The sequence below is a fragment of the Streptomyces koelreuteriae genome (assembly GCF_018604545.1).
Lineage (GTDB): Bacteria > Actinomycetota > Actinomycetes > Streptomycetales > Streptomycetaceae > Streptomyces > Streptomyces koelreuteriae.
This window is the reverse complement of sequence record NZ_CP075896.1, coordinates 5,470,777-5,483,332: the sequence shown is the minus strand read 5'-3', so window position 1 is coordinate 5,483,332 and position 12,556 is coordinate 5,470,777. Positions and strand designations below refer to the sequence as shown.

15 protein-coding genes and 1 tRNA gene are annotated in these 12,556 nt (G+C 70.8%); 2 read left to right on the top strand and 14 right to left on the bottom strand.

What is annotated here, in order from left to right; all coding sequences use genetic code 11:
• Positions 1-291: 291 nt before the first annotated feature.
• A complete protein-coding gene (locus KJK29_RS24765; RefSeq protein WP_215121329.1) occupies positions 292-2,151 on the bottom strand; it encodes a YfjP family GTPase in 1,860 nt (619 codons plus the stop codon).
• 3 nt (positions 2,152-2,154) lie between these two features.
• Positions 2,155-3,762, bottom strand: a complete 1,608-nt coding sequence (locus tag KJK29_RS24760; protein ID WP_215121328.1) for a dynamin family protein — start codon at positions 3,760-3,762, stop codon at positions 2,155-2,157.
• 320 nt (positions 3,763-4,082) lie between these two features.
• Between KJK29_RS24760 and KJK29_RS24755 the strand changes: the two genes are divergently transcribed.
• Together KJK29_RS24755 and KJK29_RS24750 are read left to right on the top strand one after the other, a co-directional pair.
• Positions 4,083-4,155, top strand: a tRNA-Arg gene (locus KJK29_RS24755).
• A 394-nt stretch (positions 4,156-4,549) separates the two neighbouring features.
• Complete coding sequence (locus KJK29_RS24750) at positions 4,550-4,783, top strand: hypothetical protein (protein WP_215121327.1); 234 nt, start codon at positions 4,550-4,552, stop codon at positions 4,781-4,783.
• Positions 4,784-4,919: 136 nt separating this feature from the next.
• On the opposite strand, the gene KJK29_RS24745 is transcribed toward KJK29_RS24750, so the two are convergent.
• The 12 genes from KJK29_RS24745 to KJK29_RS24690 all read right to left on the bottom strand — a co-directional run bounded on the left by KJK29_RS24745 (position 4,920) and on the right by KJK29_RS24690 (position 12,544).
• Positions 4,920-6,314, bottom strand: coding sequence for a tyrosine-type recombinase/integrase (locus tag KJK29_RS24745; protein ID WP_215121326.1), 1,395 nt, complete (start codon positions 6,312-6,314; stop codon positions 4,920-4,922).
• Positions 6,314-6,511, bottom strand: coding sequence for a helix-turn-helix transcriptional regulator (locus KJK29_RS24740; protein ID WP_215121325.1), 198 nt, complete (start codon positions 6,509-6,511; stop codon positions 6,314-6,316). The genes KJK29_RS24745 and KJK29_RS24740 overlap by 1 nt, the downstream gene beginning before the upstream one ends.
• Positions 6,508-7,914 carry a replication initiator protein RepSA gene (repSA, locus tag KJK29_RS24735; RefSeq protein WP_215121324.1) on the bottom strand — a complete coding sequence of 469 codons (1,407 nt, stop codon included), beginning with the start codon at positions 7,912-7,914 and terminating at the stop codon, positions 6,508-6,510. Before repSA ends, KJK29_RS24740 begins: the two co-directional genes overlap by 4 nt.
• An 88-nt stretch (positions 7,915-8,002) precedes the next feature.
• Entirely contained in the window at positions 8,003-8,320 is a 318-nt protein-coding gene (locus KJK29_RS24730) for a SpdD-like protein (RefSeq protein WP_215121323.1), read from the bottom strand.
• Positions 8,321-8,344: 24 nt separating this feature from the next.
• A complete protein-coding gene (locus KJK29_RS24725) occupies positions 8,345-8,500 on the bottom strand; it encodes a hypothetical protein (protein ID WP_215121322.1) in 156 nt (51 codons plus the stop codon).
• Positions 8,501-8,512: 12 nt separating this feature from the next.
• Positions 8,513-8,704 (bottom strand): mobile element transfer protein, encoded by a 192-nt coding sequence (locus KJK29_RS24720; RefSeq protein WP_215121321.1) that lies wholly within the window; start codon positions 8,702-8,704, stop codon positions 8,513-8,515.
• Position 8,705: 1 nt separating this feature from the next.
• Complete coding sequence (locus tag KJK29_RS24715) at positions 8,706-8,900, bottom strand: hypothetical protein (RefSeq protein ID WP_215121320.1); 195 nt, start codon at positions 8,898-8,900, stop codon at positions 8,706-8,708.
• A 20-nt stretch (positions 8,901-8,920) separates the two neighbouring features.
• Positions 8,921-9,625 (bottom strand): DUF2637 domain-containing protein, encoded by a 705-nt coding sequence (locus KJK29_RS24710; RefSeq protein ID WP_215121319.1) that lies wholly within the window; start codon positions 9,623-9,625, stop codon positions 8,921-8,923.
• Positions 9,625-9,828, bottom strand: a complete 204-nt coding sequence (locus tag KJK29_RS24705; protein ID WP_215121318.1) for a hypothetical protein — start codon at positions 9,826-9,828, stop codon at positions 9,625-9,627. The genes KJK29_RS24710 and KJK29_RS24705 overlap by 1 nt, the downstream gene beginning before the upstream one ends.
• 83 nt (positions 9,829-9,911) lie before the next feature.
• The gene (locus KJK29_RS24700) at positions 9,912-11,267 is read right to left on the bottom strand and encodes an FtsK/SpoIIIE domain-containing protein (RefSeq protein ID WP_215121317.1); all 1,356 of its coding nucleotides are present in this window, start codon (positions 11,265-11,267) and stop codon (positions 9,912-9,914) included.
• A 2-nt stretch (positions 11,268-11,269) separates the two neighbouring features.
• Positions 11,270-11,626 carry an SCO3933 family regulatory protein gene (locus tag KJK29_RS24695; protein ID WP_215121316.1) on the bottom strand — a complete coding sequence of 119 codons (357 nt, stop codon included), beginning with the start codon at positions 11,624-11,626 and terminating at the stop codon, positions 11,270-11,272.
• A 138-nt stretch (positions 11,627-11,764) separates the two neighbouring features.
• On the bottom strand, positions 11,765-12,544 hold the full coding sequence (locus KJK29_RS24690) for a GntR family transcriptional regulator (RefSeq protein WP_215121315.1): 780 nt from the start codon (positions 12,542-12,544) through the stop codon (positions 11,765-11,767).
• Positions 12,545-12,556: the final 12 nt, after the last annotated feature.

Genomic DNA, 12,556 nt, shown 5'->3' with positions numbered 1-12,556 from the left:
AACCCCTCCCTCGCCCGGACTCCGACACCGGACCGAGCCCCGTACGGGCCCGTCCCGTACGGCTGTGTCCGCCAGACTGCCCCGCCCCGGCCGAGCCCGCTGAGCACTGTGGACCACCGCCCACCTGTGGAAAACTCCGCCACCCCGGCGAGTGACACCGAGCCACACGCCGAGCCCGAAACCGAGTCGGACACCGAACCGGACACGGACGCGGCGAGGGCGACGCCCCACCGGACGCCGCCCTCGCCGTACCCGCGCACGCGGCCCGTCACAGCCGCCACGCCCCCGCCGTCATCGCCCGGCCCCCACCACCCTCCCGTACTGCTCCCGCACCTCCAGGTACCGCAGCAGCTCCGCCGCCACCGGATCCAGCACCCGGGCCCTGCCGCACCCGGCCGCCGCCTTGCGCAGTCGCCGCTCCGCCTCCAGGCCGTAGCGGCGGGCCGGGCCGCGGGCCGCCATCCGGCAGCTCCACTCGATCAGCGGACCGCCGACGATGCCGATCACCATCAGCAGCACCGGCACGCCCAGGTTCGGCGACATGATCTGGAAGATCTGGCCCAGCAGCCACAGCCCGCCCAGGAACTGAAGGATCGTCATGGAGGCCTGGGAGAACACGGCCATCGGCCACCATCCCGGCCGCGGCGGCCGCCCCGTCGGCACCCCCGCGCGCACGGTCAGCTCGTCCAGCGCCTCGGGCAGCCCCTGGGAGCCACGGGTGGCCGCCTCGCGCACCGCCTGCGCCCAGGGCACGGGCAGCCCGGCCGAGGCCCGGTCGGCCACCGTACGGACCGCCTGCTCGACCCGCTGCCTGGCGGTCGCCTCCTCGTCGGCCTGCGTGCGCGAGGGGAGCCGGCCCGTGGTGGGCTCGCCGTGGTCCTGGTACCAGCGCCACAGCCGCAGCCAGGGCGTACCGCACGCGCGGTTGGCGTTGCGCAGCCACGCCCGTTCGGCCGCCTCCCCCGCCGCCGTGGCGCCCACCGCGTCGGCCAGCCGGTCCGCGAACTCCTCCCGGGCCTGCTCGCTGAGCCCCGTACGCCGCCTGGTGGCGTAGACGGGCCACAACCGCGCGGCCGCGACGTCCACATCGGCCGCGACGCGACGGGCGGGCGCCCCGCGCTCCCCCACGAACTGGCCGAGCGCCTCGCGCAGGTCCCCGATGCCCTCCCCGGTGAGCGCGGACACCGGGAGCACGGTCGTACCCGGTTCGCCGTACTCCCCGAGGGCGATGCCGTCCTCGTCAAGGAGTCGCCGCAGATCGTCGAGGACCTGATCGGCGGCCTCCCCGGGCAGCCGGTCGATCTGGTTGAGGACCACGAACATGATCTCCGCGTGGGCCGCCATCGGCCGCAGATAGCGCTCATGGAGGACGGCGTCGGCGTACTTCTCAGGGTCGACGACCCAGATGACCGCGTCGACGAGCGCCAGGATGCGGTCCACATGCTCCCGGTGCTGTACGGCGGCCGAGTCGTGGTCGGGCAGGTCGATCAGGACGAGCCCGTGCAGCCGGGACTCCGCGTCCCCGGTCGGCAGCGGCCGCCGGCGCAGCCGGGGCGGGATGCCGAGCCGTTCGATGAGGCTCGCCGCCCCGTCGCTCCAACTGCACGCGATGGGCGCCGCGGTGGTGGGACGGCGTACTCCGGTCTCCGAGATGGCCACACCGGCGAGCGCGTTGAACAGCTGCGACTTGCCGCTGCCGGTGGCGCCCGCGATGGCGACGACGGTGTGCTGCCCGGAGAGCCTGCGCCGCGCGGACGCCTCGTCGAGCACCCGGCCCGCCTCCGCCAGCGTCCTGCTGTCGAGGCGGGTGCGGGAGAGACCCACCAGTTCGCGCAGCGCCTCGAGGCGGGAGCGCAGCGCCCCGTCGTACACCAGTGGTCTCATCGCGGGCGGGGCGGCGGACCGGCTGTCCGCGGGGGCGAACTGGCTTCCGTCCGTCGTCTCGTTGACGCGGCGTGCGATGAGCCCGTCGTCCCAGGCGCCCGTGGAGTCCGTACGGTCGTCCTGCACGCGCGCGTGGGAGCCGTTCTGGGCAGCCTGAAAGGGCTGGGCGGAGGAACTTCCGGCGGACCCTCCGGCGGATCCCGCCTTGCCCCCGTCGCCTGGCTGATCGGCGTGCTCGGTGTGGTCCTGGTCAGTGACGGCGGTCACCGGTCACCTCTCCTTCTGCAGTACGGACAGCGCGGCGATGAGTTCGGCCTGGTGCTCGGGGTGGACGTCGAGGGCGTCGAGCGGGGCGAGCCGGCGCTCACGTTCGGCGTACAGGACCCGGTCGACGTGCTGGGCGAGCAGCCGGCCGGCCCGGTCGCGCAGCCGCAGGGCGCCGTGGGCGCCGATCCGCTCGGCGAGCCCCTCCCCCGCCATCCGGCCCCGGCGGCCGCCCAGCAGGCCGGTGGCGACCAGGGCGGCGATCAGCTCGGGGTCGGGTGCGGCGCCGCGGTCGAGCTCGCCGACCTCGTCCTCGGCGTACTCCTCGAGCTCCCGCCGCCACCGCCGCACGGCCAGCCCGATCCGGTGCTCGGCGCTCTCCGCCGCCGAATCGCCCGGCGCGAGCTCCGGGGCGGCCGCGGCCGGTTCGCGCCGCCAGGCGTCGTCCACGCGCTCGTCGGCGGCCGTGACGGCGCACAGCAGCAGCGCGCTGAGGCTCTCCACGAGCGCGTCGAGGAGTTCGGTGGCGGTGCAGTCCAGGGGGAAGGCTCGCCACCGCTTGAGCGCGTCCCCGGCGAGCACCGCCCCGGCCTGCAACCGGCCCCGCACGCGCTTGTGCTCGCTGTCGTACGCCCCCTCGACGGCGCTGGTGAGCCGCAGCGCGGCCGAGTGCTGCGCGGCGGCGGCGCCGGCCAGCTCGGGCATCCGGGACTTGAGCGAGTCGAGGACGCCGTACGCCGTGCGGGCCAGGACCTGCTGCCGGGCGGCCGGCTCCTGGGCCTGGTGGATCAGCCAGGTGCGGAGCTGGGCGACGGCGGTGAGCGGCAGGAGGCCGCCGCCGAAGGCCGACTCGGGCAGCTCGGGCACGGTGAAGCGCGGTACGTGTCCGAGGCCGGCCTTGGTGAGCAGGGCACCGTACTGCCGGGACACCTCGGCGACCACCTGGTGGGGCACCCGGTCGAGCACGGTGACGAGGGTGACGTCGTACTCCTTGGCGGTGCGCAGCATGTGCCAGGGCACGGCGTCGGCGTAGCGGGCGGCGGTGGTGACCATGACCCAGATGTCGGCCGCGCAGATGAGCTCGGCGGCCAGGACGCGGTTGTCGGAGACCAGGGAGTCGATGTCGGGCGCGTCGAGCAGGGCGAGGCCGGGGGGCAGCGTGTCGGCGCTCTCGATGCGCAGCACGCGCGCGGGGTCCTCGCCGGGGAGCAGCAGGTCGTCCGTGTCGTTCTGCTGGGGTGCCCACACGCGCGTGAGGTCGGGCAGCACCCTCATCCCTCCGAACCAGTGATGGTCCTCCGGGTGGCAGACCAGCACGGGCGTCCGGGTTGTCGGCCGCAGCACGCCCGCCTCGCTGACCCGCCGTCCTACGAGGGAGTTGACCAGGGTCGATTTCCCGGCTCCGGTCGATCCGCCCACGACGGCCAGAAGCGGCGCTTCGGGCTCCCGCAACCGGGGCACCAAGTAGTCGTCGAGCTGCGCGAGCAGTTCGTCGCGGTTGGCACGCGCGCGTGGGGCCCCCGCCAGGGGCAGCGGGAAGCGTGCGGCGGCGACACGGTCGCGCAGGGCGGAGAGTGCGTCGAGCAGCTGAGGCCTTACGTCCAAGGTCACCACATGTGAAGAATGCCCAATTTTAGGGGAATTCTGAAGCATATGAGCATGTCTGCGCGCCGACAGGACACAAGGGATGGAAGGGGCGACTGGGACACAGGCACACTCCAGGCATAACGAGTGCACAACACCCGATGCCTCTGACGCCAAAAGCGGTGCACGATTCGTACCTGCCTGCGATTATCAGGACCGCTTCACTGAACCTCCACATCGAGCCACGGAGGCGAAGCAACAGGGACAAGGACGCGGGAGCCCTATCCTTGTCCCCGGCAACGTCACGGATCAGCCCACACCAGGGCACCACGACAGAGGCCACCACACCGGCCCCCGTAGCTCAGTGGATAGAGCAGGCGCCTTCTAAGCGCTTGGCCGCAGGTTCGAGTCCTGCCGGGGGCGCAAGTCTCCGCCCTCCCTTTGGGGAGGGCTTTTTGCTGGTCAGGGTGCATGCCAGACGGTACGACGAAGCCCCGGACTCCCCCTTGATGATCAAGGGCGGGCTCCGGGGCTGTCCGGCTGTTACCGGGTTTTTGCGGGTGGCCGTGTCGAATACGTGTCGAAGTTCTCGGCCGATGGATCAGCCGGCGCCGGGCACCTCCAGGCCGTCGCCTTCCCGGTGAGAGCCAGCCCACCCTCCTGTAAGCGTGGACGGTGGGCTGGCAGCATCTGCGCCATGGACCAAGCTTTGAAGACCTTGGAGCACGAGTTCCGTTCCGAGCCCGGGAGCTTCCTGCTGGGACTGCGAAGCGATTTGGTCTGGGATCGAGACGCCTTCTCCCGGCTGGAGAAAGCCATGCGCACTGTCTGTGCACGCTGGCAGGAAGCCGAGGAGCTTCCCCGATGGCTGGCCGAGGGCTACTACCACGTGGCCACGGACGTTCCCTCGTGGACGGCGCACCCCAACTTCCCTCGCCCGGAACCGGCCGACTACTACACCGCCTGCATCGAGCGGCTGACGGATCTGGCGGACTGGTTCTTCCGAGGGTGGCACGCCTATATGGAGCCGCATACCTGGGCGGATCTTTAGTAAGCCAGGCCGCCTCTTCCGTCGGCTGACGTCAACGAGCCCGGACGCACACGTCAGCCCCGGAGCCTCACTCGATAATTGAGGGCGGACTCCGGGGCTGTCCGGCTGTCACCGGTGTTCGAACTCGGCCGACGGATCAGCCAACACCAGGCACCTCCGGCAGATCGCCCGCGGCTTCCAGCCGCCGCTTCAGGTCCGGCAGCTGGCCGTCGATGCAGCGGGCGTACGTGGCGAGAAGTACGGCGACGCTGTTCCCGGCCCACTCCGCCACCTGGGCGGGCGGTATCCCGTCGTTCAGCCACTTCGTCAGGCGCGTGTTCCGGTTGTCGTAGACGCGCCGGCCGGTGGGCGAGTCGAAGACGTGCGGGGGCAGTACAGCCTTGCGCGCGCTGCGCCATGCCCGACGAATGACTGAACCGGCGAGGATGCCGCCAGACTCGCCTTGGAACAGCAGGTCACCCGGCTTGAGCTCTTCGTCCTCGATGTGCTGCCGAAGGATGCGCGTGAGGGCTGGATGCCCCGGGACAGTGCGGGTCTCACCCTCCGCACGGCCCTTCAGGTCGCGCTGTTCGTGGATCTCCCCCGTGTCGGTCCACTGCTTTCCGACCTCTGGGGTCGCGGTGTGGAACAGCAGCTCGCACCACTGGTCGGCGGCGTCGGGCTCGGGCAGGGTCACGTCCTCCACCCGCATCGCTACGGCTTCCTCGGGCCGTGGACCGCAGTAGTACAGCGTGGCGAAGAAGGCGTGAAGTCGCTCACCACCGCGCGGCCGGCGTCGTATCCAGTCGAGGATCGCTGCCGCCTGCTCAGGGTTCAGCAGGGATCGCTTGTCCACGGCGTTGGTGGTCTTCACGACGGCCGTCGACTCCTTCCCCTTGGGGAGCGGGTTGGTCCGCAGGATGCGCCGCCGGATCGCGTACTTCATGGCGACGTTGAGGATGCGGCGGTTGCGCTTGCGGGACCAGGCCGCCGCTTGCTTGCCGTCGAGGCGCGTGTCGATGGCGCGCAGGACCTGGTCGACCTTCTCCGGGTCCTCCCAGGCCGAGACGGGCAGGGAGTTCCGCTCGACCCATCGGAGGATGGCCACCACGTCTCGGGGTGCGTCGGGGCGTCGGTTCGTGTTGAACGCCCACTCACGCAGAGCGGAGCGCACGGCCGCAGGTGCGAACTGAGTGGGCTTGGCCCGCAGCAACGCGATGGTGGTCGCCGTCAGGGTCTTGGCCATGTTCTTGCGGCTATTGCCGCCGATTTGCGGCCACCGGGCATCCACGTACTCGACGGCGAACTTGTACCAGCTCATGGCAGCCGACTTGGAGCGGTGGGACACCGGGAGTCCGGTGGCGATGACGAATGCCTCGCCCTTGCCGGTGGCCCGGATGAGTTCGGAGCGGAAGCCTTCGGCGAGGGCGACGGTGTCGAAGGGCTCACGCCAGCGCTTCCCTGCGACCACCCAGCGCACGGTGTATGTGGTCTTCCGGGCGCCCTTGTAGGTGAGGATCTTGTAGACCTTCACGTCGTACGTCGTCTCCATCAGGCGGCGTCCTCGCGGTCATCGAGCCAGTGGTCGAGGTCGCTCCGCCGGATCCTGAGGTCGCCGTTCGGGAGCTTGATGCAGCGCGGTGCGCGACGCTTGGCCCGCCAGTCGTAGAAGGTCGAGCGCGAGACAGCCAGTTCCTCGCAGACCTCCGCGAGGGTGAGCATGGTGCGTGACCGGATGGCCGTGGTCATTCCGTGCTCCCTTCGGTCAGGAGGGCATCGCGGGCGGTCTCGCGGTTGGTCTTGAGGTCACGGGCGATGGTCGCAGCGAGGGCGGCTTCACCCGGCGAGTGGCCGTGGCCGACGTACTGCCAGTCCGTCAGCACCAGGACGGTGTCCGGCTCGCGGTCGTCGAGGCCGAGAGCGTCTCGTTCTTGGGCGGCGCGGTAGTCGGAGCGTTCCTGGCGGAGGGAGCCGAGAGTCGTGGAGTAGGTGCGCGACTTGGACGAGAAGTGCCCGCGGAAGCCGAGCATGTGCGCCCAGGCCCAGAGGCGCCGGTCCGGGTAGAGGCTGTCCAGGTCGCGGCACGCGGTGATGAGACGTCGGGTGTGGTCGGGGACCTGATGGCGGTCGAGCTCGGAGAGCTCACCAATGCGGCGGTCCAGGGTCCCCGTGTTCTCGGCGGCTTTGGTGGCGTACTTGGCCACGTACGAGGCGACGGCCTGTTCGGTGATGTCGGAGCCGTCGCCGAAGGCCCTTACCGGGCGCACGTCGAGTTGCTGGCCCCATCGGAACGTCCGGGTGGGCTGGTCACCGGCAGCCGGGACCGAGACCGACGTGTACGAATGCGCGGCGGCGGCGAGGAGCGCGTCCGTGAGGAGGTCGACCGTGGCCCAGGTGGGCGGCGGCGTCCCGGGCCCCTCCGGACCGTCGAGGCGTACGACGGCGTGGAAGTGCAGGGCTCCGCGCTTCTGGAACTCGGCGACCTTGCCGTACGAGACCCGAAGGTGGTCGGCGAGTTCCCGGCGGGGCAGGCCGGCGCGGGCGGCGAGTTCGCGGCGGAGTCGGGTGGTGAAGCGCTGCCAGAGCTGTCCGGCGTGGTTGTTGAACAGCACGGCGCCCGCGTAGTCGTAGGTGTCCGGGTCGAGGGCAGTGCCCAGCTCTGGGGCGTCGGACGCGTGTGAGGTGCCGCAGCGGCAGGTGCCGTGATCGGGGCGGTTGTGGACCGGGCCGAACGACGGTGCCGTGAGGGTGGCGAAGACGCGCGGGTGGTCGCGCACGGTGGCCGGGATGTCGCGTCGGTCGTCTCCGGCGAGTCCGGCGCGGATGAGGTGGTAGGTGTCCCCCGCGTACGTCCAAGCGCAGGCCGGGCAACGGGATGCGCGGCGGTTGCCGCAGGCGAGACGGAGGCGTCCGCCCGGCTCGTTCGCGGTGGAGTAATGGTGCAGGGTCTCGCCGGTGGTCTTGTCCTTCTGGATGACCCAGCCGGTGAGGTGGACGGGGTCGGAGCAGCCGCCGGTGCGGCGGACCTGGTCTTCCCACCGGGTGTAGTCGGAGGCCGAGGCCACCCGGAGCACGTCCCCGAGAGTGATCGGGTCGAGCAATGTGTCTGGCGTGGGCGCACTCGGTGTCGCGGGTGAGGCGCGGTGGGCCATGCTGGGTGTTCCTTCCGGTTGCGAGATCGGACAGGGACGGCGCCCGGGCGGCGGATGCTTGGCGGTATCGAGGCCGCCCGGGGGCCGGTCAGCGTCGCTTGGCGTCGGAGGCGAGCAGGGAGCGCAGGACGACCGCGCAGACGGCGACCGAGGCGCCGGTGATGGCGACCGCCAGAAGCAGCGAGACCAGGACGGCACCGAGGACCAGGACGACGGCCGTACCGCCGCCGACGAGGGCGAGCGCGGTGCCGGGGGTGAGCTGGACCGAGGGCCGGAACGGCGCCGGAGTTGTCGGAGCGGCCGGCGGGGTCTCTACGTTCGGGCTGACGGTGGTCGGCTCGACGACGGCGGGCCGGGTGCTAAGGCCCGTCGGTGTGGGCATGGTGGGGATCTTCGGGCGAAGCATTGGTGCTCTCCTCTCGGGGGCGGACTACTTGACGAGGGCGTTGAGGGCCGGGGCGAGGACGCTGTCGGCGAGGAGGAAGCCGCCGAGCAGGATTACGGCGATGAGCCAGGCGGGCGGCCGGATGAGCTTGACGCCGAGGTAGCCGACGACGAGCAGCGCGAGCCAGAGCGGGACCTGCATGGCGGGGGCCTCCTAGCGGATGCGGCAGCGGTGGGTGCGGGCAGCGAGCTGGGCGGCGGACTGACTGGAGTAGTCGGACGACCAGCCGCAGTTGTCGGCGGTGCACACGGCGGCGTGCTTGGTCTGGCCACTGCGGTCGCGGTGGGTGCCGATCTGTACCGGGCCGATGTGCATCACGGAATGGAAGTGGTCGCGGGCGGGCATGTCAGTGGGTTTCCTCTCGGGCCGTGGTCGGGGCGGGGAAGCTGGCGCGGAGACCGGCGGCGGTGGCCGGGTCGGCGGTGCGCCGGGCGGCTTCCTCGGCGAGCAGGTGCGCAAGGAAGGGCCGGTTGGCAGCCGCCATCTCTCGGGCGCCGTCGAGGTAGTCGGAAGCGGTCAGATCTGCCGGGTCACGGGTCATCGGTCTTCCTCTCTTCTTGGTCAGGTGAGTTGGGCGGCGATGGCTTCGGCGAGCTGCGGCGGGACGCCGAGGCGGGAGCGCAGGGTGTCGGGGTCGATCGGGGCGCCGGTACGGGCGCGGTACTCGTCGGCGACCTTGCGGGCGTGGTCGACCAGGACGGCGGGGACCTGAGGGACGGAGTCCGCGGCTGGATCCGAAGCTGGAGGGACGGGTGCCATGGCGAGGGCGGGGTCCACGTCAGGCTCAGGCATGGCTTCCGTGGCCGAAGGGCGTCGGGCATCCGGTGCCGACTGCTCGGCCGGGGGCTCAGCATGCGACGTGTCCGCGACGGGTGCCGCCGTAACCGGCTCCGACTCCGCAGCTGCCGAGTGGGCAAGGAGCGTGCCACCGAGAAAGGCGACCGCAGGCCAACCGGCGATGCCGAGGCGGAGGAGGGCGGGCGGGTCGTTCAGGTCGAGGAACCCGGCGGTAGCCACGTTGGCGCCGAGTGACGCGAACAGTGCGACGAGGAACCAGCACCAGGCCAGCCGGGACGGTCCCTCACTGCGCAGGCGCCGCCAGGCGGCCACCAGGAGCAGGTCGACACTGACCGGGTAGGCCCACGCCTTCCAGCCGTCCTGACCGGCAGCGGCGGCCAGGTCGTGCAGGTGGGCGAAGGACAGAGCACCGGCAATCACGGCCTGAACCAGGACCGCGTCGACACGGAGTCCGTGACGGGCGCCCATCAGCAGTCACCCGCGGAGGCGGGACCACCGTCGGAGTCGTCGCCGTCCGGAAACATCCCGGGCGGCGGCTCGGGCAGCGAGACGGCGAGGGACGGGCTGACGGCTTCCACGAAGCCGAGGTCGGCGCCAGCCATGTCGGCGTACAGGGCGAGTTGGCCGAGCAGGAGCACGGTCCGGGCGATGTCCTCGCAGCTGGGACACATGGCGGGTTCTCCCTTCTTTGGGCATGGCGGGGGTAGGGACTTGGCGCGAAGACGGTCACGCCGACCGGTGGAGGTGCGAGAGGTCAGGCGGTGGCCGGAGAAGGCTCAGTCGGCTGCGCAGGAGCGTCGGCGGGGCCAGAGAGAGCGGGTCGGTAGGGAGCCAGCTCGGGCAGGTCCGGAGTCCGGTCGGCGTGCCGGTTGCAGATGTTCACGGCCTGCCGGAGCGAGGTATGCGGGGCCCGGATGCGGTGCCACCCACCGGAGGAGTCGCCCGCGATGGCGAGCCCCCGCTTCTCGGCCGGGATCTGAATGGCGGCGAGGACGGCGTCCGGGGCGATGTCGCCGAAGGCCATGTTGGCGGAGGTCTCGTCATTGACGCGGTGAGCGGTGCGGCCGGTGAGCTGGGCGCGAAGCATGGTGATGCCCTTGCCGAGTTCGGAGCCGAAGCGCTGCGCGCAGATTTCGAGGTAGATGCCGGCCGCGCGGCCGAGCTGGGCGAGGCGGACCAGAGCGGTGATGATGCGGTCCCGGCGCTTCTCCTCCTCCTTGTTGGCGTACAGGGCGAGTTCGGCAACCTCGTCGACCAGGACCACGACCGGGACGGGACGCATGTCGGTCGGCAGGTTCCAGATGTCGGCGGCGATCTCCGCATCGGGCACGTCGGCGGCGATCCGCTGCTGAGCCCGAATGAGCTGATAGGTGCGCTCCATCCGAACCACGAGCGCATCGAGCACTTCGGCGGCGGTGTCGGGATCGTCGGCCAGTGCGGAGAACCGACGGGCCAGCGGGAACAGCTCTACCCCCTGCTTGCAGTCGATGCCGACGAGAGCAACGTCCATAGGGGCGAGTCCGGCGACAAGATTGCGTTGATAGACGGACTTGCCGGACTCCGTGGCCCCGAGGGTGAGGGCGTGGGGTATCGCCCGGTAGTCGCGGTAGTGGACTGAGCCGTCCTGCCGCAGAGCGACCGGCACACGCATCGGCCGGGTGTCTGTCTCGGTCGGCATCTGCACCCGCTTGAGTACGTCATAGCCGGTCATCCGCACCTCTACGACGCCAGAACGCAGCTCACGCGAGGTTACGCCGTACATCGAGAACGAGTGCCGAAGCCGGTCCGAGGCGGCGGCGAGGTCGAAGGCGTCCTGCCCGGGCCGGAGCTTGAGCCGCAGGACCAGGCCGGTACGAGTCGGGCGCAGCCGGAGGATGCGCGGGGAACGGGCCTCCGGTAATGGCCGGTTGGTGGCACGGGCCAGGGCGAGCCGCCACCGCGCAGGCGGAACGGTCAGCCCGCACGCATCCATGACCGAGCCGTACCGGGCCAGGACCCGCACCACGGCCAGCGTGACCCCGAAGGTCAACCAGTACCAGGCGGGGCGCCGCCACCGCAGGAGTCCTACGGCGGCGGCGACCAGCACCAGGGTGACCGTGAAGGCGGTCATGATCAGGCCGCCTTGGACCCTGCGGCGGCGTCGGCGAGCGAGGTGACCGCGACTGCACGGAACGCGATGCCGTGCCGCTTCTGGCCGTTGAAGTCGTTCTCCCAGGGCCGGGCGATCAGGCCGGTGAGCGCGACCGGCGTGCCCATGGACAGCTCGCCGGTGATCCCGGGCTCCGGGACGGTGACGGAAAGGATCTCCACCTCCTCGTTGGCCGCGAACATCACGTCGACCGTCATCAGCTTCGCCCCGGTCTCCATGTCGGTCGCGACCTCACCGGTCCGACGGTCACGGACCTTGACCTGCGGGGACTTGGCAACCATCACGACCGCACCGGCGGTGTCGACGGGAATCTGGCGCACAGAGATCACTCCTCTATAGATGCTGAACTCCGCCACTCATGTACATGAGTGACATGAAGAAGAGTGCATCACTCCTGTACATGAGTCAACCCGCCGCGAAGAAGAACTCGCGACGGGTTGCGGGAAGTTGAGCGGGCGTCAGTCGGCGGCGGGGATCCGATACTCGAAAACGAACTGGTCAGCGGCCATGAGCGTGTCGCACACCTCGACCACGAGACCCTCGGTCGTACGGGCCTCCCGGATCAGGTGAACCACCGGCGCACCCGGGCTCAGCGCCAGCTCCGAGGCCTCCGCCTTGGAGGCCGGCCGCGCTTGCAGCGTCTCGACGAACTCCGCGAACTCATGCCCGTGCTCTTCGAGTCGGGCGTAGATGCCACCCCCACCGGGGTTCTCGGCGAAAAGCTCCGGGATCTCCTTCACGACCTCCCAGGGGAGGTAGGAGGAGGCGGTCTCGACCGGGGTGCCGTTGCGGAAGTAGAGGCGCCGACGGGCCAGGACCTGCGAGCCGGCGGGGACACCCAGACGTTCGGCGGCATCCTCGGGCGCTTCCATAGGCCCGATGTAGAGGACGCTGACCTTGGCGGTGGCGCCGGACTGGGCGGACTCCGCGAGGTAGGCCGCCTGCCCTCCCTGCCGAAGCGACCGCCGGAAGCGATCGGAGGAGCGATGCCGCACGGGAGGCCGGTTCTTCACGATCGAGCCCTTGCCATGCCGGGTCTCGACCAGCCCACTCCCCCGGACCTCGACCATGGCCTTACGGATCGTCCCGCCGGACACGCCGTAGCGCTCCACCAGCTCGGACTCACTCGGCACCATGTCTCCAGGCTTGAGAACCCCCGCCCGGATCTGCTGCACGATCTCTTCCGCGATCTGTACGTACCGAGGCCCGGAACCGACCCCTCCAGCCGCAGTTCCCATAGTCCTTCCCTG